Source organism: Ursidibacter arcticus (assembly GCF_009761375.1).
Classification (GTDB): domain Bacteria; phylum Pseudomonadota; class Gammaproteobacteria; order Enterobacterales; family Pasteurellaceae; genus Ursidibacter; species Ursidibacter arcticus.
The window spans coordinates 64500-88306 of record NZ_LEKM01000221.1 but is presented as its reverse complement, the minus strand read 5'-3'; the positions used below and the strand labels follow the sequence as shown (position 1 = coordinate 88306).

The following is a 23807-nucleotide window of genomic DNA, read 5'->3' as shown; positions in this document are numbered from 1 at the left end:
ACTTTCATTTTTTATAACAACCGCACAAAATTCCCTTTCATTATTTTCAATTTAATTATGATATGAATTGGTCTTACGTTTTTGATGCTATTCCACGTTTTATTGACGCAGCATTTATTACTTTACAGCTCTCATTTTGGGGGATTTTTTTATCCTTGCTCCTCGGTATTGCCGTAGCAGTTGTAACTGCATATCAAATTAAACCGTTTTACCTTATTGCTCGTAGTTATATTGAGCTATCTCGTAATACGCCATTACTTATCCAGCTATTCTTTCTTTACTATGGCTTACCTAAAATTGGCGTTCATTGGGATGGCTTTACCTGTGGCATTATAGCTTTAACTTTTTTGGGTGGAAGCTATATGGCTGAAGCATTACGAGCAGGTTTATTAGCGATTCCTAAAGGACAAATTGAAGCGGCAAAATCAATAGGACTCACTCGCTACCAAATTTTTGGCTATGTTATTTTTCCACAAGCTTGGGCAATTGCAATTCCTGCATTAGGTGCAAATATTCTCTTTTTAATCAAAGAATCATCGGTAATTAGTGCAGTGGCGGTAGCAGAGCTAATGTTTGTTACTAAAGATATTATTGGAATGGATTATAAAACAAACGAGGCATTATTCCTCTTATTTATCAGCTACTTAGTTATTTTATTACCGATTTCACTATTAGCACGTTATGCAGAAAATCGAGTACGGAGAGCAAAATATGGGATTTGATTGGTTATTTGAAGGTGAGAATGCGCGCCGATTAGCACAAGGGCTATGGATAACGGCTCAAATATCTTTTATCTCTGTTGCTATTTCACTCATACTCGGTACTGTTTTTGGTTTATTGATGCGGATAAAAAATACAGCTCTACAGCTCTTTTGCCGTATTTATCTTGAAACGATTCGGATAGTGCCTATTCTCGTTTGGTTATTTATGCTCTACTTTGGGCTTTCTATTTGGTTTAATATTCATATTAGTGGCTTTTGGGTTTGTGTTTGGGTATTTGTGCTATGGGGAACCGCAGAAATGGGAGATCTTGTTCGTGGCGCATTAACTTCCATCGAAAAGCATCAAATAGAGTCAGCCAAATCTTTAGGGCTAACGCCACTACAAATATTTTGGTATATAGAATTACCACAAGGGACTAAACGTGTTTTACCCGGTGTAATCAACCTATTTACCCGAATGATAAAAACCAGCTCACTTGCTGCTTTAATCGGTGTAATTGAAGTAGTTAAAATCGGACAGCAAATTATTGAAAACGCCTTATTAACTAACCCGAGTGCTTCTTTCTTTGTTTATGGGCTAATTTTTGTTCTATATTTTTTAATCTGTTATCCTCTTTCACTTTTCGCCTCCCGTTTAGAAAGACGTTGGCAAGCTGATTTTTAAACAGTTCTTGTCTATGGTGGGATAAAACCCACCAATTTTATAACTATAGGTTATAAAAAATAGCTCCTTAATCTTTGATTTTGTCATCAATTTTTGAAAAATAGCCTCATTGTTTTACAGAGATGTTTCCCCTATGCCATTACTTTCAATCCAAAATTTACGCAAAACCTACGGTGAAACCGTAGCAATACCAGACCTCAACTTATCACTTCACAAAGGTGAAGTGGTAGTAATCTTAGGGCCTTCTGGTTGTGGGAAAAGTACGCTACTTCGCTGTATCAATGGATTGGAAGAAAAACAAGGTGGCACCATCACTATCAAAAGTGTGGGTGAATTAGGTAAGGATATAAAATGGGAACAAGCAAGACAAAAAGTTGGGATGGTCTTTCAGAGCTACGAACTTTTTGCACATTTGAACGTTATCGAGAATATTCTACTCGGTCCAGTGAAAGCACAAAAACGAAATCGTGCTGAAGCAGAAAAACAAGCGGAAACATTATTGGCTCGAGTTGGGTTACTTGATCGTAAAACGGCTTTTCCACGAGAACTTTCAGGCGGACAAAAACAACGTATTGCGATTGTACGCACACTTTGTATGAACCCTGATGTGATTCTATTGGATGAAATTACGGCAGCACTTGATCCTGAAATGGTTAGAGAAGTATTAGATGTAGTACTGGAACTTGCTAACGAAGGGATGTCAATGCTTATAGTAACTCACGAAATGAGCTTTGCAGAGAAAGTTGCCGATCGCATTATCTTTATGGATAAAGGGGTTATTATCGAAGAAAGTGAACCTCACCAATTTTTTCATCAACCACAAACAGAAAGAGCGAAACAGTTTCTGCGTGGAATGGATTACTAACAAACACCCAAGCGGTAAGTTTTTGTGAAAAATTTACAAAATCATACCGCTTACTTATAAAAATAATCATTTAAGGAGTTTAATATGACATTTAGCACAACATTCAAAACATTATTGGCAACGGCAGTTGCAGCCTTTGCACTGACCGCCTGTGATAACGCAAGCACTAGCTCAAATGCCCCAGCCAAAGATAGCGTTGCTCAAATTAAAGAAAAAGGCGTCATTCGTATCGGTGTATTTGGTGATAAACCGCCATTTGGTTACGTTGATGCTAATGGTAAAAATCAAGGCTTTGATATTGAAATCGCTAAAGAAATTGCGAATGATTTATTAGGTAGTCCAGATAAGGTGGAATTTGTTTTAACTGAAGCCGCAAACCGTGTGGAGTATTTAAAATCGAATAAAGTAGATTTAATTTTAGCAAACTTCACCCAAACCCCAGCTCGTGAAGAGGTCGTCGATTTTGCTTCACCTTATATGGTGGTTGCACTTGGCGTCGCTTCACCAAAAGATGCACCAATTACGGATATTGCTCAATTAAAAGGGAAAACCTTATTGGTAAATAAAGGTACAACTGCAGATACCTATTTTACTAAGAATCACCCTGAAATTAACTTACTCAAATTCGATCAAAATACTGAAACTTTTGATGCATTAAAAGACGGACGTGGTGTTGCTCTCGCACACGATAATGCATTACTCTGGGCGTGGGCAAAAGAAAATCCGAATTTTGACGTTGCGATCGGTAGTTTAGGTCCACAAGAAAATATCGCCCCAGCCGTACAAAAAGGTGATAAAGCATTATTAGACTTTATCAATAAAGAGATTGCGGAGCTAAAAGCAAACGGTAAAATCAAAGCTGCATACCAAAAAACCTTAGTGCCAGTATATGGTGAACGTGAAGATTTATTGGCGAAGTAGTAATTTATTGACAATGGCATAGCCCTAAAAATAACCGCTTGGCTAATCAGTTCAACTGTCTAACCAAGCGGTTATTCTATCTATTACATATGTACTTATTTTAATCTTCTTTCCCTAAAATCTGATTAACTTCACTTTTATATAAAACGGCTTTTGCACCAAAGACCGCCTGTACACCACCGCCTACTTCAAGAACATCTATCGCCCCTAAAGCTTTTAAACGAGATTTATTGACTGCTTTTACATCTTTAACAGCAACACGCAAACGAGTAATACAAGCATCAACATTTTCAATATTGCTCGCCGTACCTAGTGCTTCAATAATATGATGTGCATTTTCAGTTAAGGAAGTGGTTTGTTGTTCTACAACTTCTTCTTGGTCTTCCGCTCTTCCAGGAGTCATTACATTGAACTTACGAATTAAGAATAGGAAAGAGAAGTAATACAAGGCAGCCCAAGGTAAACCAACTAGGACGACACGAATCCAGTGGGTATTTTCATTACCTTGTAAAATTCCAAACAATAAGAAGTCAATAAAACCACCTGAGAAGGTATTTCCGATAGATACATTTAGGAAATCCGCAATATAGAAAGATACACCATCTAAAAATGCGTGGAAGACATATAACCAAGGAGCCACGAATAAGAACATAAACTCGATAGGTTCTGTAATTCCCGTAATAAATGACGTAAGTGCGGCTCCTAAGAATAATCCACCAATCAATTTACGGCGAGCCTTCGGTACGGCGTGATACATCGCTAAACAAGCAGCAGGTAAACCAAACATCATCGTATCAAATCGACCTGCAAAGAAACGAGTTCCTTCGGTAAATAACCCTTGATGATTAGGATCGGCTAATTGAGCGAAGAAGATTTTTTGTGCACCAATAATGGTTTCACCGTTTACGACTTCTGTTCCACCTAATTCAGTGTACCAAAATAGTGGGTAAATCATATGGTGTAAGCCAACAGCACCGCTTAAACGCATTAGGAAACCATAGAAAAATGTGCCTATTTCCCCCATTGACGCAATGCCTTTACCTGCGGAAACTAGCCAGTTTTGGAAAGTCGGCCAAATTAAAAAGAATACTGCACCTACAAAAATCGCCACAAATGCAGTAACAATCGGTACAAAGCGAGAACCACCAAAGAACCCTAAAATCTGTGGCAACTGAATATTGTGGTATTTATTATGTAGCTTAACGGTAATTAGCCCCATTACTAAAGAGCCGATAACGCCTGTATCAATCCCTTTTGTTTCAGGTGAGAAAATTGGAATTAAGGCAGCAATAGTGCCTGTCATAATCAAATAACCAACAACTGCGGCTAAAGCAGCAACGCCTTTATCTCGCTTCGCAAGCCCAATACCTAAACCAATACAGAGCAGTAAAGCTAAGTTAGCAAAAACCACACTGCCTGCTGCCGACATAATTTGGAAAATACCTTGCAATGCAGGGTTATCCAATACAGGATAGGCTTGTACGGTTGCCTTGTTGGATAACGCACCACCAATCCCAAGCAATAAACCTGCAGCAGGTAAAATTGCAATCGGTAGCATAAAAGCCTTTCCGACTTGTTGAAGTTGTTTAAACATAGATTGTCTCCTTTGAATAAAATAATATTCAAAGAATATAACAAATATATGTTCAATTCTGTGATGTATATCTCGTTTTAGCGTAGAAGATCAGACTTGATCTTCCACACATCATTATTAATATTTCAGAATTTCCCATTTGCATAATGAGTTATGTAAGTCTTCAGAAAATAAAGCACTACCCGAAACAAACCAATCTATAGATTGATTTCTATTCAAATATTGTGCCAAATCTAAATTCATTGAACCATCAATATTTATTAACTTTAATATACGATCTTTTCCTAGTAGTTGATTTAACAAGGAAACCCTATTTTCAATATACTCTTTAGAATATTTTTCCCCTGTTCTAGGGTCCAATGTTAATATTTGAAATACATCAACTTTTTCAACATAACACGATAATAGATTAATATCTGTTTTTGGACAGATACTTAATCCAATTAATACAGGTTCATTCTTTCCTAAATATAGGTTTTGTTGCTGAGATAGCCATTCTATTGTATCAGAAAGCCCTTCTTGTTGTTCAACTTGCAATGTAACTAAATTAGCACCGTTTTCAACGCAGGATTTAGCAAAAGTCTGTTGATCTTTAACCATTAAATGAACATCTTTAAAAAAATGATCGTTAAATTGTTTAATAGCCATAGGACCAACAGTAAATAATGGACTAAAATTCCCATCTGCTATATCAAAATGTAATATATTAATATTCTTATCACTTAAAATATCTAATTGCTGTTTAAAAACAAACCAATTTGATGAAAGAATACCTACACTTAAATATTGTTGTTTTAATGTATTTATTAAATTATTTTTTTGTTCTTTTTTATTCATAGCTTACTGGTAAAACCCATTCAAATACAATTTTAGATCTTGGTTCAGACATAATATTTTCTAATTCTTTGACACATCTATGATAATGTGCTGTTTGTCTATGTGCTTCCAATGCATCTTCATTTTCATATACTTCATAAGCATAAAAACGAGTTCTTATTTTAGGATCTCTTAATACATCAAAACGTAGATTCCCCGGTTCTTCACGAGTTCCAATGTGATTTCGTTCAAAAACCTCTAGAAATTCTTTTTCTTTTCCTTCTTTTATATTGATTTCAACCAGCATTGCATACATAACCATTTTCTCCTAAATAAGTTTTGGGCTAGTAGTCTAGCCCAAATGATTATTAACTATTTTTTTCGTTTAAATATAATTCATAGGCTTTTTCAGCTGTTTCTCCACCATGAACAACAGCTTGAACTGCTTTAAGCATTGCAATAGGTGAATCGGATTGGAAAATATTTCTTCCCATATCAACACCTAATGCACCTTGATCGATTGCTCTATAGCACATTTCCAAAGCATCTTTTTCTGGAAGTTTTTTTCCTCCAGCAATAACGATTGGAACTGGACAACCTGCAGTAATACGCTCAAATCCTTTATCAACATAATATGTTTTAATAATATGAGCCCCCATTTCTGCTGCGATACGAGTAGATAAAGAAAAATATCTTTGATCTCGAGCCATATCTTTTCCAACACCAGTAACAGCCATAACAGGCATACCATATCGACTACCTTGATCGACTAGCTGGATTATATTTTTAATTGATTGATGTTCATATTCTGAACCGATATATACCTGTGCGGCCATAGCAGAAACATTTAAGCGAAGAGCATCTTCTATACTCACCGCAACAGCTTCATTTGAAAGTTCGGTTAAGATAGAATTTGCTCCAGATGCTCTTAATGCGATTGGTTTTCGAGTATCAGGTGGAACAACGCTGCGTAAAATTCCTCTTGTACACATTAGTACATCTGTATATTCAAATAATGGAGCTATATTAATATCAATACGCTCAAGCCCTGTAGTTGGGCCTTGAAAATATCCATGATCAAACGCAAGCATAATTGTTTTTCCTGTTTTAGGATTAAATATATTTGCTAGGCGAGATTGCATTCCCCAATCTAGGGCACCAGAACCTTTTAAATAAAATGGTTTATTTATTTGTGGTACACCTAATCCAAAATCTTTTCCATCTCTGATATCATCTAAATCAGCCATTTTTTCCTCCTTAATTAAAAATCGTAATTATCAATGTTATCTTTAGTAAAAATTACTCTTTCAGGTAATAAAACAATACCATTATCTTTGGCTTCATAGTCATACCCTTGAACTTTATTCGGAGATATTTCAACTTCACCAATTCCTTCTACAGTTAATTTATCTCCAATATTAAGAGTTTTTCCTTTTAATAGTTCATTGGAGATCGCTACCGATAATTTTCCTTGTTTCACAACATCCCATAAACCAAATTGATTAACAGTACCTCTTTTTACATATGGTCTCATTACGTTTGGTGTGCTGAACCCAACGATAACGGTTCCTTGACGTTTTAAATTTTCTGTAGCTTGAGCTGCTGCTGGAAGTGCATTTGCATCTGGTGCAATAATTGCATCTAAATCAGGATACGCTTTTAAAATACCTTCAGCAGTTTGTAATGATTTAATAGCATCGTTATATCCAAACTGAGTTGTAACAATTTCCCATTCAGGATGATCTTTTTCAATTTTTGCTTTTGCTTCTTTTACCCATTGATTTTGGTCTGTCACCGTTGGGCTAGAGTAGAAAAATGCGACCTTTGCTTTAGGTTTAGTAATTTGACTAGAAGCCATTTCAACCAGCATTGAACCTAGTTGAGCAGGAGTACCCTGATTGATATAGTAACTACGGCACTCAGGTTTCGTATCAGAATCCCAAGTTAATACTTTAACACCTTTTTTCATCGCTCTTTTCAGAGTTGAACATAGCCCATCAGGAGAAACTGCAGAAACAATAATCGCGTTATATCCTTGATTAACAAAGTTATTAATCATTTGTACTTGGTTAGAAACACTAGGTTCTGCAGGACCATCATAAGTAACATCAAGACCTAATGTTTTTCCCATTTCTACAGCACCTTGACCACCACTGGTAAAGAATCCAACACCAACCAATTTAGGAATAAAAGCAACTTTATCTGCTGCAGATGCTGAGCTAAGGGTTGATAATCCTAACGCAACAGAAAGTGCCACATTTTTTATTAATGAACGTTTCATAAAACTTCTCCTATAAGTGAGTTTTTGGAAAACATACTAAAACAGCAAGTATGTTAGGATTGAGTACAACTTAAATTAGTTTCTTTTTAATAAAATCAGTAAATATAGATTTATTACTGTTAAATGATTTCCCAATTAATACGATTATCAGTAATGCTCCTGACAATGCACTTGATATTTCATTAGATATTCCAATCATTTGTAAGCCTTGTTGCAAATAACCAATTAATAGAGATGCAACAGCTGTCCCAATTACTGAACCTGATCCCCCATATATATTTGCACCACCTAATACAACCGCTGTTAATGCAGGCATTAGTAAGGAGCTACCTAAATCAGAGCGAGCCGAACCAAAATAGGATACTAATAGGATTGCAACAAAGGCGGATACTAAACCGATTAAGGGATATATCGTAAATAATGTTTGATTAATTGGCATTGCACTATATTTCGACACTCTTATATTTTGACCAATTAAAAATGTCGTTCTTCCTATTCGGGTGCGATGCATTAGAAGCCAGAATAAAAATGTAATGATTAGAAAATAAATTATTGGAGTTGGAATGATCCAAATTTTTTGATTAGCAAAGTCTAATAATACATCCGGAAATCCACCAATTCCTTCGTATCCAGTAGCACCTGCAAAACCTGAAAGGAGTAATGCTCCACCACCGAATAAATACATTGTTCCTAAAGTAATTACCAAAGGATTAACTTGTGTATAAATAATGAGAGATGCATTAATAACTCCACAGATTATTCCTACTAAAAATGTAACAAATATTGCGATAATTAGAGGAAATTCCAACTTAAATAAAACGCCAAGAGTAATTGCACATAAACCAACAACTGAACCAAATGAAATATCCATTCCTCCACTAACAATAATAAGTGTTAGTGGTAATGCTAGCATTCCAATATAAATAAAATCACTTGTACTATTGAGTAATACATTTATATCTAATAGTCGAGGATTAATTACACCAAAGCCTAGAATTTCAATAATTAACAGTATGAATAAGGTAAGTTCCCAGCTATATTTTTTTAATATTTTCATTATTTACTCCTTCTAATTATCTTTTAAGAAACGAGCATAACGTTGTTGTTTGATATTATTTGCAATCATTACTCTTATTCTTCCATCAAATACCAAAACAGAAAGTAGAACAACGCCAGCAACAAAATTATTCCAATACGCTGGCACTTTCATTAATACTAATATTGTGTCGATTTGTACTAAGAAATAAGCACCAAGGACTGCACCAATAATATTACCTGCTCCACCTAATAAACTAATACCACCTAATACACAGGCTGCGATAGCTTTCATTTCTAGTCCGTTGCCTGTAGAGTTAGGAACAAAGCCAATTTGAGAAGCAAAAATTATCCCAGCTAATGCAGCCATAGCTCCATTGATTGCAAAAGCACTCATTCTAATCAGATTTATGTTTACACCGAGCTGTAATGCACCTTGTAGATTATCTCCAACTGCATAGAAACATCTGCCAGAGCTGGTTTTGGTAAGAAATAGATAAGCTAAAATGACGAAGACAAAAACAGACCAACCAATAGGGGATATGTTAAGTAAAATGGGCTCTGATAGTTCTTTTAGAGATTGTGGTAATCCTTCAATCCATTTTCCACCTGTTAAAACAAGCATAATCCCTTTATATAGCCCTAATGTTCCTAATGTAGCGACAATTGCAGGAATCCTTAGTATCGTAACTAAAAAGCCATTAATACCACCGACTAAAATGCCACTCAATAATGTTATTAAACAAGCAGTTATTAAGGAATATCCCAAATTCAGTAAACTACCTACAATAACTGCACTTAATCCCATTATAGAACCAACAGAAACATCAATATTACGGGTTAAAATAACGAAAGTTGCTCCAATCGCAAGTAATGCTAGAATTTGAGTTGAGTTAAAAATCATTGTTAATGTTTCTAAGCTAAAATTCCCAAAAACAACTAATGATCCAAATAATATGAATATCGCTAATAATATTGTAAGCTCTCGATTATCTTGGATAAATTTCCACATATTAATATCTCCTTAGCCACTGAATGCCATTTTCATTATTGTGTCGCTATTTATTTCTTCTCCAGTTAATGAACGACTCATCACGCCATCGTGCATTACTAAAACACGAGTAGACATTTGTTCAATTTCTTCTAAATCAGATGAAATAAAAACAACAGCAACATTCTGTTTTGATATGCTTTTTACAAGTTGATAAATATCGCCTCTCGCACCTATATCTACACCTCTTGTTGGTTCATCGACGATTAAAAGTTTTGGATTGGCTTCTAGACATTTTGCAATAAGAATTTTTTGTTGATTTCCACCCGATAAAGTCCTTACCGATTGTTGAGAAGAGTTAAATTTAATTCCAATTGCACGGTGGTATCGTTCGAGAATTGCTTCTTCTTTCTCCTCATTGATCCAAAAACCCATATCGTTATAAGTTAATCCACAGGTATTCCAACTAAGAGGAGAGTCTAAGAACAAGCCAGATGCTTGACGATCTTCTGGTAAATATACAAGCCCTTCATTTAAACGTTGCTTTATTGGTAGGTGAGATATGTCCATATTGCAAAAATGAACTTTCCCTTTTTTAGCTTTTCTTAACCCATATAGTGTTTCCGCCAACTCAGTTCGACCAGAGCCAACTACTCCTGCAATTCCTAGAATTTCACCAGGGTAAACATCAAAAGTTATATTTTTAAATCCTTCACCTGTTAATTCCGCTACAGATAAAATAGGTTTATCAGTGAATTTAATTTTTTTATGACCCGGCATATCTAGCCATAGCTGTTGGCTATCGGTTAGTTTTGTATTTTTAGATTTAGGTTTTATCGCATTAATTACTTCATTATGATCTAATGTTTCAGTTTCACCACTTAATGCAATGTAACCATCTCTCATTACGCTAACCCAATCCGATATTCTCCAAACTTCGGGTAACTTATGCGATATGAAAACAATCCCAACACCTTTTTGTAACAAAGCCTCAATTTGCTTAAATAAATTATCTGTTTCAGCTGGAGTGAGGGATGCAGTAGGTTCATCTAAAATAAGAATAGAAGCATTTCTAATTAACCCTCTCATAATTTCCACTAATTGTTGATCGGCAACATCTAACAAACCTGCAGACATATCTAAATTTAGATGGCAATTCAAATCAGCTAGTAAAGCGGTAAGTTTAGGTAATAAATTTGCAGAATTTGGCAAGCCAAAAAGGATATTTTCTTTCACGCTTAAATTGGGAAAAAGCAAAGGCTCTTGTGGAACTAAATAAATACCCAATTGATGAGCTTTACTTGGTGTCAGAGAAGTTTGTGCTTCTCCTCTAATTTTCAATACGCCAGAATCTGGAGACTGGATGCCCGCTATAATTTTCATTAATGTCGATTTCCCAGCTCCGTTACCGCCCAATAGTGCGTGAACCTGTCCAGCTCGAAGTGAAAAATTAATGTCTTTTAGTACAGACACCCCTGAAAAAGATTTCTGTACATTGGTAACCTCAAGCAATAATGTTTTATCTGCCATACTTACCTCTTTACTTGAACAAATGATTATTTAATTTATCAACTGTTCAAATATTAAAATAAAAAAAGATCAAAAAATGTGATATACATCACAAACTGATGAAGTTAATAGCAATATTTTTCAATTTAATGTGTAAAATGTGAACCAAATCACAAAATTTATAACTCATTAAAATGAACATTTGATTTATAATTAAAACAAATGAATACTATAGGTAAATAAAAATGACAGTAATCGATGAATACAATGGTGTTGTTATCAATGAAGAAGAGCTTTTAGCAAGAATTGCTTGGTTCTATTATCACGATAACTTAACTCAGAGTGAGATTGGTGAAAAACTGATGCTTCCTCGATTGAAAGTATCTCGTCTACTTGAAAAAGGCAGGCAGATGGGGTTGATCAAAGTTCAGATAAACTCTCGCTATAAAGGTTGTTTAGAACTAGAGGAAGTTTTAAAACAGCGGTTCCAGTTACAGCATATCAGAGTATTACCTGAGCTTGATAATTACGAAATTAATGCTCGTTTAGGAGTTGGTGCATCTCAAATGCTAATGACTTTGCTAAAGCCAAAACAAGTTCTCTCTTTTGGTTTTGGCGACACCATTATGCATACAGTGAGATTCAGTAATGATTTTATTAAACAAAATAAGATAAAACTTATTACTCTGACCGGTGGTGTTGGACCATATATGCAAAGTATTGGTCAATTAGATGGAAGCTGTTCTATTAGTATTATTCCAGCGCCTCTAAGGGCTTCATCTCCTGAAGCAGCTCAACTATTTCAAAAAGAAAGTTATGTTCGAGATATTATGCTTGCCGCTAGTATGGCTGATGTCGCTATTGTTGGGATTGGTTCAACAAATCAGAAACAACACTCAACCTTACTTAAAGCTGGATATTTAATTAATGAAGAACAACTAGATAGCTTTAAACAAGCAGGGGCTGTTGGTGATATTTTAGGATATTTCTTTAAAGAAGATGGTTCTTTACAAGAGGATATGTCAATCCATCAAGAACTAATAAGTGTATCTCTTGATAATTTAAAAAGAATTCCAAGTGTAATTGGTGTGGCAGGCGGTGAAAATAAAGTCGATGCTATTTTGGCTGCCTTAAAAGGAAAATATATTAATTCATTAGTAACAGAGGAAAAAACTGCTCGATGTATATTATCTAAGCTAGTATAACAACATAGTAGCACGAATTTCCCTCTACATAGATTAGGAGATTAATATGACACATAACAAACCAAGCTATCTAATGGCTCTTGATGCTGGTACAGGAAGTATTCGTGCGGTTATTTTTGATACTGAAGGAAACCAAATAGGCGCATTTCAACAAGAGTGGACTCATCTATCCGATCCAAATATTCCTGGCTCAATGGAGTTTGATATATCAAAGAACTGGGAATTAGCTTGCTTGTGCATTCAAAATGTACTGAAGCAAAATAATATTCCCTCAGAGCAAATTGTGGCGATATCTACTTGTTCAATGAGAGAGGGTATAGTTCTTTATGATGCACATAAGACACCTATTTGGGCCTGTGGAAATGTTGATGCAAGAGCGGTCAATGAAGTTGTAGAACTTAAATCTCTTTACAATAATACGTTTGAACAATATGTTTACGACATATCAGGTCAAACATTGGCACTGAGTGCTTTGCCTCGTTTATTATGGTTAGCCCACAATCAAAGTGATCTTTATCGTGAAGTGAAATATATTTCTATGATCAGTGATTGGCTTGGGTTTATGCTTAGCGGAGAGCTTGCTGTTGAACCATCGAATGCAGGCACAACAGGAATGTTAAATTTAAAAACTCGCCAGTGGCATTCTGATTTATTAGAAATGGTAGGGTTAAATGCTGATATTCTGCCTCCAGTTAAAGAAACCGGTGAGAAATTAGGTGTAATTACAGAGAGTGTTGCTACTAAAACGGGCTTAAATGCTGGAATCCCAGTTATTGTTGGGGGAGGAGATGTCCAATTAGGTTGTATAGGGTTAGGCATAACGGAACCAGAACAAGCTGCGATCATTGGTGGAACTTTCTGGCAACAAGTTGTAAATCTTCCCTCTACAACTACCGATCCTGTAATGAATGTAAGAATAAATCCACACGTAATTAATCCTCTTGTTCAGGCAGAATCCATAAGTTTCTTTACAGGGCTGACAATGCGATGGTTCAGAGATGCTTTCTGTGAAGAAGAAAAGAATGTAGCAAATAAATTAGGAATTGATGCTTATACATTATTAGAACAAATGGCAGAGAAAGTTCCTGTTGGCTCAAACGATGTCATTCCTGTTTTTTCTGATGCAATGCATTTTAAATCTTGGTATCACGCGTCACCATCATTCATTAATCTCTCAATAGATCCTGAAAAATGCAACAAAGCAGTGCTCTTTAGAGCATTACAAGAAAATGCAGCTATTGTTTCTTCCTCTAACCTAGATCAAGTTAAGGAATTCAGTAAAGTAAATTTAACTTCCGTCGTTTTTGCTGGAGGAGGATCAAAAGGTAAATTATGGAGCCAAATTCTCGCCGATGTAACAGGGCTTATTGTGAATGTTCCTGTAGTTAAAGAAGCCACCGCTTTGGGTTGTGCGATCGCAGCTGGTGTAGGGGCTGGAATTTATCCTTCGTTAGCAGAAGCTGGTAAAAAATTAGTAAAATTTGAAAGACAGCATATTCCAAATATGGAAAACCATAAACTGTATCAAGCACATAAGGTTAAATGGATGGATGTTTATAAAAAACAATTACAACTTGTCGATTTAAATTTAACGAAATCTTTGTGGAAAGCACCTGGTTTGTAATAGAAGGTATAAAGCCTAGTTTAATTAAATACTAGGCTTTATTTTTTACATTAAAAAATCTTCCACTTCTTTTCTCATCGGAATCGCAGTTTGAGCACCCATTCGGGTAACGGAAATTGCGGCAGCGGCGTGAGCAAAGCGGATAGATTCGCTTAAAGTTTTCCCTTCTAACAATGCAGTAACAAGTCCGCCATTAAAGGTATCGCCTGCTGCTGTTGTATCAACGGCTTGAACGCGAAAACCTGCAATAATTTGTCCGTTGCCTTTTTCGCTGACATAAACCCCTTTTGCACCGAGCGTGATGAGTACAGTTTCAATGCCGACTTGATGAAATTTATCCGCAGCAAGTGCGGCAGTTTGCTCATCAACAACTTTCACGCCCGTCAAAATTTCAGCTTCGGTTTCATTTGGGGTAATCATATCCACTAAAGAGAGCAAACTTTGTGGTAAAGGTTGTGCGGGAGCTGGGTTTAAGGCAACTTTTGTCTTTGCCTGTTTTGCTAATTTTGCTGCTAATGTTACCGCTTTGAGCGGGCTTTCTAGTTGCATTAACAACATATCGGCTTGTGCAATAATCGCTTGGTGCTTTTCAACCAATTCAGGAGATAACTCGCCATTCGCTCCCGCAGAAATAACAATGCTATTTTCGCCCGAATCTGCCACTTGAATCATTGCCAAACCCGTGCTTTGATTTGGAATTTCTTCAATCGCTGTAATATCAATACCATCTTGAGCAAATGCATCACGCATTGTATAACCGATTTGATCTTGCCCTATTGCCCCAATAAATTGCACATTAGCACCGAGACGAGCAGCCGCAACAGCTTGATTAGCCCCTTTTCCGCCAAAGGCAATTTGATAATCATAGCCTGTTAAAGTTTCGCCTGCTTTAGGGAAGTAAGGCACTCGAATGACGTGATCGACATTGATACTGCCTAGTACACAAAGTTTGTTTTTCATTTTTACCGCCTTGATAAAAAACAAGCGGTATGATTTTGCAAAAAATTTACGAAAACCAACCGCTTGTATAGATTATTTACTGATAACTTTTAATGGTACTGGAATTTGTGCTTCTACTTTTTCGCCTTTGAGGACTTTTGCCGCCGTTTCTACGCCTAATTCACCAATTTTTTCAGGCTGTTGAGCGATAGTTGCAGCTAATTTGCCACCTTCAACGGCTTTGACTGCATCATCTGTACCATCAAAACCAACAACAAGAATATCTTTACCTGCCGCTTTAATTGCACGCAATGCACCTAACGCCATTTCATCATTTTGAGCAAAAACAGCTTTTGCAGAACCGTGGCTTGCTAATAAATTTTCCATTACATTTAAGCCTTTTGTACGATCAAAATCAGCAGGTTGGCTTGCTAATAATGCAAACTGGTTAGCTTCAACAGCTTGTTTGAAGCCTTCACCACGTTCACGAGCAGCGGATGTTCCTGCAATACCTTCAAGTTGGATCACTTTGGCATTTTTGCCCACTTTTTCAGCAATAAAATCGCCCGCCATTTTTCCGCCTGCAATGTTATCTGACGCAATATGGCTCACTACTGTGCCTTTGTTTGCACCACGATCTAAGGTAATCACAGGAATATTTTTCTTATTCGCCACAGATACTGCATTGCCTACGGCTTCAGAGTCTGTCGGGTTGATCAGTAGCACTTTTGCTCCACGAACGGTAACATCTTCTACATTTGCCAGTTCTTTGGCTGGGTCGTTTTGTGAATCTAATACCACTAATTCATAGCCCAGTTCTTTGGCTTTTTTCTCTGCACCTTCTTTTAAGGTAACAAAGAATGGGTTATCTAGGGTTGAGATAGCAAGTGCGATGGTGTCTTTTGCCATAGCAGATGCACTGAAAGCAAGTCCAACAGCAAGGGCTAATGAAGTTAATTTTTTCATAATGTTCTCCTAATGTAGAGTAAGTAGAGTGAGTTAGGCATTACAACGTTAGTTAAACTGCACCAACTGCCTGTTACTTCTTTTGCATTTGCAAAAAATTGTTGAAATCCGACCGCTTAATTGCGGTTTCAAAGTGAATACCGTTGAGTAAAATGTTAAACAACAGCTACACCTTTTTACGTCCAATAAAATTATCGAGTACAACCGCAGCCAAAATCACTAAAGCTTTAGCGACTAGCTGATAGTAAGAGTCGATATCTAATAAATTTAAAGCGTTACTTAAAAATCCGATAATCAATGCACCGATAAGCGTTCCCATAATGCGACCTTTACCGCCCATTAAAGATGTGCCTCCTACGACAACCGCAGCAATGGCATCTAGCTCATAACCTGTGCCAGCGGTAGGTTGTGCCGAACCTAAGCGAGACGTTACAATTAAACCTGCCAATGCAGCTAACACGCCACTTACCGCAAATACAAAGAGTTTTACTTTATTCACGTTAATGCCAGAGAGTGCCGTAGCAGATTCATTCCCACCAAGTGCATAAATATAACGTCCGATACGCGTTTGAGTTAGCACAAACCAACCGATTGCAAACAGAATAAACATTAACCACACAGGCACAGGAATGCCTAAAATCACGCCCGTACCAATTTCAGCGAAAGCATCTGCACTATCAGAAAACCCTGTACTAATTGGGCGACCACCCATATAAATCATAGTGATCCCACGCAATAACAACATTGTGATTAATGTTGCCATAAAGGCTTGTACTTTACCGAAAGCCACCAGTGAACCATTAAGTAGCCCGATCAAGCCACCAAAAATCAGTACCGCAGGAATAACCAGATAAATGGATAAATCCATTCCAATTAGTGTTGCAGCTACCGCACCAGTCAATGCCAATACCGACCCTACCGATAAATCAATCCCTGCGATTAAGATCACAAAGGTCATTCCAATCGCAATGATGGCATTAACAGATGTTTGACGAAGAATATTTAATAAGTTATCCGCACTGAAGAAGTTCGGGTTTAAGAAAGAAACGACAGCAATCAATGCCAATAAGGCGATAATGGAACGCTGTTCAATTAAAAATTTGCTTAAATTAAATGGTTTGTTCATTGTAAATTTCTCGCTAAAAATAACCGCTTGTTAGTGTGATTTACCAATGGCAGCGGCGAGTAGTTTTTCTTGAGTCGCGTCTTCTCGGCTAAATTCACCAGTAATTTTGCCTGATTTCATTACAAGAATGCGGTCAGACATTCCTAACACTTCTGGCATATCCGAAGAAACCAAGATAATGCTAAGCCCTTCTGCTTTAAATTTATTGATGAGTTGGTAGATCTCTTTTTTGGCACCAACATCAACGCCTCGAGTTGGCTCATCTAAAATTAAGACATTGGGGCGTGTCATCAACCCCTTGGCAATCGCCACTTTCTGCTGATTTCCCCCTGATAATTCACCAATAATCTTATCAGGGCTTGGTGTTTTGATATTAAAGAGATCGATAAAATCAACGACAGTCATTAACTCTTTGGCTTTATCAATTCTGCCTAAGTGGGAAAGATAATCTAATGCTGTCAGCGACATATTTTCTTTCACCGACATACCGAGAACTAAGCCATCGCCTTTACGATCTTCTGAAATATAGACAATGCCATTCTTTAACCCATCTTGTGCGGTTCGGTTGATAATCGGTTTTCCATCTAAATAGATACTACCTGCAGTGCGAGGTAATGCCCCGTAGAGAACCTTCATCAACTCTGTGCGTCCTGCTCCCATTAAGCCAGAAATACCCAAAATCTCACCGCTTTTCAGGTTAAAGCTCACATTATCGACCCCACTTCCTGTCAAGTTCTCAACCGACAGACGAAGCGTACCTTGTGGTACATCAATATGTGGATATTGATCTTCTAATTTCCGCCCAACCATCATTTCAATCAGCAGATCTTCGTTAAGATCAGCGACTGCTCGCTCTCCAATAAACTGCCCATCTCGCAAAACGGTAACGTCATCACAAATTTGGAAAATTTCTTGTAAACGGTGTGAAATGTAAACGATGCCACGTCCTTCTGCTTTGAGTTCACGAATAACCGCAAAGAGTGCTTCAGTTTCAGTATCGGTCAGTGCATCGGTTGGCTCGTCCATTACAATCACTTTGGATTCAAAACTTAGTGCTTTCGCAATTTCTACCATTTGGCGTTCACCTATCGACAGTTCGCTGGCAGGTAAACGACTGGAATGACTAACACCTAAACGAGCTAACAAGCGGTCAGATTCTTGATACATTTTACGCCAATCAATTCCGCCCCAAGCGTTCACAAATTCTCGCCCAAGGAAAATATTTTCTGCAATGGATAAATTACCCAAAATATTTAGCTCTTGGTGAATAATACTAATTCCTGCCTCTTGCGATGCTTTGGGGTTGGCAAACGTTACTTTTTGACCAAGATATTCAATAGTACCCGCATCACGATGGTAAATCCCTGTCAGAATTTTCATCAGCGTTGATTTGCCTGCCCCATTTTCCCCCATCAAAGCCATTGCTTTACCTGCATACACATTTAAGCAAGCGTTTTTTAACGCTTGTACGCCAGGGAAGGCTTTATCAACACCACTAATGTGAAGTAAGGTTTCCATAAGCTCTCCTAAAAAGGTACGCCCGAATAGAGAATAACATTAGCGTAAGGTGAGCATTCTCCAGTTCTTACCACCGCTTTTGCTTGATTACTTTGATACTTAAATTCTGAATGGGGAACATATTCCACACTAATCTTTTTCTGCTGGCTTTCTTCTATTTTTCCTAAAATAGAGAGTACTTGTTGTTCTATTTGTGGATTATGATGCTTAATTTCTTCTGCAAGCAGTACTTTTTCCACAAATAATTCAGATAAAACCACTTCTAATGTGGATAAGAAATCAGGCACACCTTTCGTTAAGGCTAAATCGACACACTGTTGCTCACTGGGAATAGGTAAACCTGCATCACAAATCGTTAAGCCATCGGTATGTCCCATTGTGGCTATCACCTGTGAAAGTTGAGCATTTAAGATTGTTGTTTTTTTCATATAAACCGCCTTTAACCTTCGATAAAAATAGTTCTAATACCAATTCAATTTCACATTAAATTACACTTAAAACCTTCATCGAAACGTTTCGATAACAATGAACTAAAGGGTAGGCAATTTAATTTAGAAAAACAAATAGATTTTATGAAAAGTGTGAAGTGGTTCAAAAAATTATGGCAACACATTTGTTAAAAAGAGTGTTGCCTAATATAAGAGAAATGAAAATAGATTAGAGTTTACTCAAATCAACCAACGCATCTGAAGTAATATCCTTAATGCTTTGATTGCTGGTTAAAGTCATTGCGACACGCATTTCTTTTTTGAAAATATCGAGCATATTTTCTACGCCTGCTTGCCCAGCTGCACCAAGAGCATATACAAATGCACGCCCTAACATACAAGCATCAGCACCTAATGCAATCATTCTGACCACATCTAAGCCGTTACGAATACCAGAATCAGCTAAAATTTTAATATCACCTTTAACTGCATCAGCAATTGATGGTAATGCTTTGGCACTCGATAGAACACCATCTAGCTGACGTCCGCCGTGATTTGATACTACGATACCATCTGCACCGAAACGAACGGCATCTTTTGCATCTTCAGGATCTAAAATCCCTTTGATAACCATTGGACCGTCCCAAAATTCACGGATCCACTCCAAATCTTTCCAAGAAATAGAAGGATCAAAATTTGCGGTAAGCCAACCAATATAATCATCTAAACCGATCTGTTTTCCCATATAGTTTGAAACATTGCCTAAAGTATGTGGTTTACCTTTTACACCAACGTCCCAAGCCCAGAATGGATGTATCATAGATTGTAGTACACGACGAATTTCTTTATAAGGACCACTCATACCTGAGTGCATATCGCGGTATCTTGCACCTGGTGTTGGCATATCGACAGTAAAGACCAACGTTGAGCAACCTGCGGCTTTTGCTCGCTCTAGGGCGTATTTCATAAAGCCACGATCTTTTAATACATAGAGCTGAAACCACATTGGGCGGTTAATGGCTGGAGCGACTTCTTCAATTGGACAAATTGAAACCGTCGAAAGTGTGAAGGGAATACCTTTGTTGTCAGCTGCTTTTGCTGCTTGCACTTCTCCACGACGAGCGTACATTCCACAAGCACCGACAGGTGCAAGGGCAACAGGCATTGAGAGTTTTTCACCGAATAGCTCAATCTCAGTATCCAGTTGCGACATATCTTTCAATACACGTTGCCTTAATGCAATATTTTCCAAATCCGTTACATTGCGTTTAAGGGTCTGTTCGCTATAAGAGCCACCATCGGCATAATGGAACATAAACGGGGGAACACGGCGGCGAGCCGCTCGTTGATAATCTTTTGCTGATGCAATAATCATATAGTAGCCTCATACTTCTCTTAATGGAAATTTGAAACACTATTTTAACATTATTTATTTAAATAAAAATGATTTTTATTTAAAAAGAGTTTCTTTTAATCAATTCTGGAGTGAGTTGTACAATATTTAATGGAATTTTGGGATCTCTGATACGTTTCACTAATTGTTCAACCGCATTTTTGGCTAAACGAGCTTTCGGTTGATGAATTGTAGAAAGTGGTGGCGATAAATACTGAGCTAATTCAATGTTGTCATAGCCAATCACTGCAACATCTTGTGGGATCTGTAATCCCGCTTGCCAAAGTGCTTGATAAACCCCAATTGCAATACTATCACTCATTGCAAAAATTGCATTTGGACGTTGAGGTAAAGCCAATAATTGCTGAGTTGCCTCAATTCCACCTTCAAAATGGAAATGGCTTTCGATAATCCATTCGGGGCGATATTGTAAATGATATTCTGAAATTGCCCGCTTATAACCTTGTAAACGATTAACCGTTAAAGGTTTTGATGATTCTCCAGTGATCACCGCAATATCAGTATAACCTGCATCAATAAGTGCTTTTGTTGCAAGATAACCGCCAAGTTCTGAATTTTCGTGAACAATATCAGCTTTTAAAGACTGTTGCCACCAATCAATAACCACCATAGGTAAGTGAATTTCGGTAAGAAATTCAGCATTGATATCCTGTGGCTCGGCACACATCAGCAATAACCCATCAACTTGTTTTAATAACAGGCGTTCTAAGTGTTTCTGTAAACTTTGATGGTTAGCTTCCGTATTGACCAAAATAAGATGATAATTGTGTCGTTCGCAGTAACGCTCAACGTGGCGAACAACTTCAGCAAAGAAAGGATTATTGCTTGCAGTTACAATCATTCCTATCGTATTGGTTTCTTTTACTTTCAGACTACGGGCGACAAGGGAGGGCTTATAATGCAATTCATCAATCACTTTCTGTACACGCTGTGTGATTTCTTCACTTACAAAACGAGAACGATTGACAACGTGTGAGACGGTGGAAAGCGATACCCCCGCAATTCGTGCAATATCCTTCATTGTTGCCATAGAAAATCCTAGTATCATTTTATCTTAAGATTAGATTTACCTATGATAGCAAAGAATTTTGCTCGAGTTCTAGATTTCTTTTTGTGCAATAATGGTATGCAAAATGATGTTAGGTTTGATCTTCTACAAATTAGATTTTTATTTGTTGCGATACAATTTGTCGCATCACTGAATATACTTCATACCAATTCAACAAAAGAGGAAATAATATGTTCTTTGAATTTTTCAAAAAATCATCAGCAAAATCGTTAATTGAAAAAATTGCAAGTCGAGAGTCGATTGTGTTTGAGAAAGCTGATTTTTATCAGGAGTTAAAGATAGCTCTTGATTCATTAGACAATTGGTCAGCAGAAGAACGAGCTGATTTAGTTGCTGTATCGATTTCATTATTTGAAGGAATGGATGGTTGGGAGTTTATTGCCGCAGATAGTTGGATTAATATTTATGGATTAACTCTTCGTTATGAAAAAAGTGTGAAGTGTTTAGCGTTAATTGCAGAAAAATTACCAAATGAACCTAGCAGTCCCAAATTGCACTACATTCTTTCAGAAGTGGAGCGAATTAAACAAAGACAACGTAACCCGATTTATAACGTGGATCAAAAGCCAAGCGTGATATTTAATGATGTAGGATTTAAGTTCGCAGTCATCAATCAATTGATGTATAGAGATAATGTTCTAAGACCTAAATTTGATGTCGATACGTTTGCTGAAGAGTGTACAACGGAGTTGATTTATCCTTTATTTTACGGTGCAACAATTGCAGGTGGAGAATACTTGCAGAACTTAGATATCCCACAATGTTTGCTCAATCAAATGTATAAATTGGAATTGGATTGTAGGGCAAGTCTGTATTATAAGGTTATTATTCCGTCGGATATATTAAGTTTTGCCTTTATGAAGTATAAAACAGGAAAATACATTCCGATTGGTGAAGAAGCCAGCCTTGATTTAGATCTATTACCTAAATTAAAGGAAATTCATATTCGTAATTCAACTCAGGAAGAAATGACTTTACCGGAGAGTTTTTTACAGGCAATAAAAGAGCGAGGGATTAAGCTATATAAAGAGGGTAATTTGGTTTCTATATGACAAGGGAAGATAAATAAGCGGATACATTTAGGAAATTCTTTGCAAATATCAAAAGGTTAAAATAAATTGAGAGAAGTAATGATATGAAAAAATGTATATTCTTAGCTACATTAGGAATGGCAACTAACACTGTAATAGCAAATGATACGATTGTATTTTCTTGTTTTGCGAAGAACGGTAAACAAATCGCAATATTAGAAAGTAATGGTTATTATGAATACAGCTTCGGCAAACCAGGTAAACCTGAACTCGTGTTTAAAAATTCAATAAAAGAAGTTGAAAAACGTTCTGAAAAATGGAATGGAGTAGGAGCTTGGTATTGGGAAGAGTACAATTTAAAAAATGGGGAATTCTATTATACAGTTTATAGTGCTGTAAATAGAATGACCGAAGAGCACGAGCAGGAAGGCTCTGTTACTGTATTTAAGGGAAATAAAGAATTAGCAAGAATTGTATGTGATCGTTTTTAATTTCTCTATGCAAATAGCTTGAAAAACGATCACGAATTCTGTACACTTCCCTCCCTAATTTACGAGCTAGTATTGCTAGCTCGTATTTTTTGTGTAGCACTTAGTGCATTTAATTCATAGGGGAGCTAGCAATAGCGTTATTACCCATTTCAGAGGAAGCTAAAAATGGCAAAAAAAGTACAAGCCTACGTTAAGTTGCAAGTTGCAGCGGGTATGGCTAACCCATCACCACCAGTTGGTCCAGCATTAGGTCAACAAGGTGTGAACATTATGGAATTCTGTAAAGCATTCAACGCTCGTACTGAGAGCTTAGAAAAAGGTTTACCAATTCCAGTTGTTATCACTGTGTATGCAGACCGTTCTTTCACTTTCGTTACTAAAACTCCACCAGCAGCAGTATTATTGAAAAAAGCTGCGGGTCTTAAATCTGGTTCTGCAAAACCAAATAAAGATAAAGTAGGTAAAGTAACTAAAGAACAAATCCGCCAAATCGCTGAAACTAAAGCAGCTGATATGACTGGTGCAACAATTGAAACTAAGATGAAATCTATTGAAGGTACTGCACGTTCAATGGGCTTAGTGGTGGAGGAATAATACG

General features: G+C 36.9%; 24 protein-coding genes. 9 read left to right on the top strand and 15 right to left on the bottom strand.

Features of this window, described 5'->3' with window-relative positions; translation table 11 throughout:
* Positions 1 to 62 precede the first annotated feature (62 nt).
* The 4 genes from A1D25_RS10870 to A1D25_RS10855 all read left to right on the top strand — a co-directional run bounded on the left by A1D25_RS10870 (position 63) and on the right by A1D25_RS10855 (position 3172).
* The gene (locus A1D25_RS10870) at positions 63 to 722 is read left to right on the top strand and encodes an amino acid ABC transporter permease (protein ID WP_157395692.1); all 660 of its coding nucleotides are present in this window, start codon (positions 63 to 65) and stop codon (positions 720 to 722) included.
* Complete coding sequence (locus tag A1D25_RS10865; protein ID WP_157395702.1) at positions 712 to 1386, top strand: amino acid ABC transporter permease; 675 nt, start codon at positions 712 to 714, stop codon at positions 1384 to 1386. Before A1D25_RS10870 ends, A1D25_RS10865 begins: the two co-directional genes overlap by 11 nt.
* Positions 1387 to 1519: 133 nt before the next feature.
* Positions 1520 to 2251, top strand: a complete 732-nt coding sequence (locus A1D25_RS10860; protein WP_157395691.1) for an amino acid ABC transporter ATP-binding protein — start codon at positions 1520 to 1522, stop codon at positions 2249 to 2251.
* An 84-nt stretch (positions 2252 to 2335) separates the two neighbouring features.
* A complete protein-coding gene (locus tag A1D25_RS10855; RefSeq protein WP_157395690.1) occupies positions 2336 to 3172 on the top strand; it encodes a cysteine ABC transporter substrate-binding protein in 837 nt (278 codons plus the stop codon).
* 100 nt (positions 3173 to 3272) lie between these two features.
* Here the strand turns inward: A1D25_RS10855 and A1D25_RS10850 are convergent, their stop codons facing one another.
* The 8 genes from A1D25_RS10850 to lsrA all read right to left on the bottom strand — a co-directional run bounded on the left by A1D25_RS10850 (position 3273) and on the right by lsrA (position 11419).
* The gene (locus tag A1D25_RS10850) at positions 3273 to 4766 is read right to left on the bottom strand and encodes a PTS transporter subunit EIIC (protein WP_157395689.1); all 1494 of its coding nucleotides are present in this window, start codon (positions 4764 to 4766) and stop codon (positions 3273 to 3275) included.
* 117 nt (positions 4767 to 4883) lie between these two features.
* Positions 4884 to 5603, bottom strand: coding sequence for a beta/alpha barrel domain-containing protein (locus A1D25_RS10845; RefSeq protein ID WP_157395688.1), 720 nt, complete (start codon positions 5601 to 5603; stop codon positions 4884 to 4886).
* Positions 5596 to 5898, bottom strand: a complete 303-nt coding sequence (lsrG, locus tag A1D25_RS10840) for a (4S)-4-hydroxy-5-phosphonooxypentane-2,3-dione isomerase (RefSeq protein WP_157395701.1) — start codon at positions 5896 to 5898, stop codon at positions 5596 to 5598. Before lsrG ends, A1D25_RS10845 begins: the two co-directional genes overlap by 8 nt.
* Positions 5899 to 5950: 52 nt before the next feature.
* On the bottom strand, positions 5951 to 6829 hold the full coding sequence (gene lsrF / locus A1D25_RS10835) for a 3-hydroxy-5-phosphonooxypentane-2,4-dione thiolase (RefSeq protein ID WP_157395687.1): 879 nt from the start codon (positions 6827 to 6829) through the stop codon (positions 5951 to 5953).
* A 14-nt stretch (positions 6830 to 6843) separates the two neighbouring features.
* Positions 6844 to 7863, bottom strand: coding sequence for an autoinducer 2 ABC transporter substrate-binding protein LsrB (lsrB, locus tag A1D25_RS10830; protein ID WP_157395686.1), 1020 nt, complete (start codon positions 7861 to 7863; stop codon positions 6844 to 6846).
* 70 nt (positions 7864 to 7933) lie between these two features.
* The gene (lsrD, locus tag A1D25_RS10825) at positions 7934 to 8920 is read right to left on the bottom strand and encodes an autoinducer 2 ABC transporter permease LsrD (protein WP_157395685.1); all 987 of its coding nucleotides are present in this window, start codon (positions 8918 to 8920) and stop codon (positions 7934 to 7936) included.
* Positions 8921 to 8932: 12 nt separating this feature from the next.
* On the bottom strand, positions 8933 to 9910 hold the full coding sequence (lsrC, locus tag A1D25_RS10820; protein WP_157395684.1) for an autoinducer 2 ABC transporter permease LsrC: 978 nt from the start codon (positions 9908 to 9910) through the stop codon (positions 8933 to 8935).
* A 12-nt stretch (positions 9911 to 9922) separates the two neighbouring features.
* Positions 9923 to 11419, bottom strand: a complete 1497-nt coding sequence (gene lsrA, locus A1D25_RS10815; RefSeq protein ID WP_157395683.1) for an autoinducer 2 ABC transporter ATP-binding protein LsrA — start codon at positions 11417 to 11419, stop codon at positions 9923 to 9925.
* Between the two features lie 224 nt (positions 11420 to 11643).
* Here lsrA and lsrR point away from each other — a divergent pair, with 224 nt between their 5' ends.
* Positions 11644 to 12603 carry a transcriptional regulator LsrR gene (lsrR, locus tag A1D25_RS10810; RefSeq protein ID WP_157395682.1) on the top strand — a complete coding sequence of 320 codons (960 nt, stop codon included), beginning with the start codon at positions 11644 to 11646 and terminating at the stop codon, positions 12601 to 12603.
* Between the two features lie 73 nt (positions 12604 to 12676).
* The gene (gene lsrK / locus A1D25_RS10805) at positions 12677 to 14227 is read left to right on the top strand and encodes an autoinducer-2 kinase (protein WP_157395700.1); all 1551 of its coding nucleotides are present in this window, start codon (positions 12677 to 12679) and stop codon (positions 14225 to 14227) included.
* Positions 14228 to 14272: 45 nt separating this feature from the next.
* Here the strand turns inward: lsrK and rbsK are convergent, their stop codons facing one another.
* The 7 genes from rbsK to A1D25_RS10770 form a co-directional block, all read right to left on the bottom strand.
* On the bottom strand, positions 14273 to 15187 hold the full coding sequence (rbsK, locus tag A1D25_RS10800) for a ribokinase (RefSeq protein ID WP_157395681.1): 915 nt from the start codon (positions 15185 to 15187) through the stop codon (positions 14273 to 14275).
* 72 nt (positions 15188 to 15259) lie between these two features.
* Entirely contained in the window at positions 15260 to 16132 is an 873-nt protein-coding gene (gene rbsB / locus A1D25_RS10795; protein ID WP_157395680.1) for a ribose ABC transporter substrate-binding protein RbsB, read from the bottom strand.
* A gap of 166 nt (positions 16133 to 16298) precedes the next feature.
* Positions 16299 to 17258 (bottom strand): ribose ABC transporter permease, encoded by a 960-nt coding sequence (rbsC, locus tag A1D25_RS10790; RefSeq protein WP_157395679.1) that lies wholly within the window; start codon positions 17256 to 17258, stop codon positions 16299 to 16301.
* A gap of 30 nt (positions 17259 to 17288) precedes the next feature.
* Positions 17289 to 18776 (bottom strand): ribose ABC transporter ATP-binding protein RbsA, encoded by a 1488-nt coding sequence (gene rbsA, locus A1D25_RS10785; protein ID WP_157395678.1) that lies wholly within the window; start codon positions 18774 to 18776, stop codon positions 17289 to 17291.
* A gap of 8 nt (positions 18777 to 18784) precedes the next feature.
* On the bottom strand, positions 18785 to 19204 hold the full coding sequence (rbsD, locus tag A1D25_RS10780) for a D-ribose pyranase (protein WP_157395677.1): 420 nt from the start codon (positions 19202 to 19204) through the stop codon (positions 18785 to 18787).
* 229 nt (positions 19205 to 19433) lie between these two features.
* Complete coding sequence (gene lldD / locus A1D25_RS10775) at positions 19434 to 20579, bottom strand: FMN-dependent L-lactate dehydrogenase LldD (protein ID WP_157395676.1); 1146 nt, start codon at positions 20577 to 20579, stop codon at positions 19434 to 19436.
* A 79-nt stretch (positions 20580 to 20658) separates the two neighbouring features.
* Positions 20659 to 21648: a substrate-binding domain-containing protein gene (locus A1D25_RS10770; protein ID WP_157395675.1), complete on the bottom strand. Its 990-nt coding sequence runs from the start codon at positions 21646 to 21648 to the stop codon at positions 20659 to 20661.
* Positions 21649 to 21857: 209 nt separating this feature from the next.
* Between A1D25_RS10770 and A1D25_RS10765 the strand changes: the two genes are divergently transcribed.
* The 3 genes from A1D25_RS10765 (at position 21858) to rplK (ending at position 23803) form a co-directional block, all read left to right on the top strand.
* Positions 21858 to 22739, top strand: coding sequence for a DUF6892 domain-containing protein (locus tag A1D25_RS10765; protein ID WP_157395674.1), 882 nt, complete (start codon positions 21858 to 21860; stop codon positions 22737 to 22739).
* An 83-nt stretch (positions 22740 to 22822) separates the two neighbouring features.
* Positions 22823 to 23209 (top strand): hypothetical protein, encoded by a 387-nt coding sequence (locus tag A1D25_RS10760; protein WP_157395673.1) that lies wholly within the window; start codon positions 22823 to 22825, stop codon positions 23207 to 23209.
* A 165-nt stretch (positions 23210 to 23374) separates the two neighbouring features.
* Positions 23375 to 23803, top strand: coding sequence for a 50S ribosomal protein L11 (rplK, locus tag A1D25_RS10755; protein WP_123957011.1), 429 nt, complete (start codon positions 23375 to 23377; stop codon positions 23801 to 23803).
* The last annotated feature ends 4 nt before the right edge of the window (positions 23804 to 23807 follow it).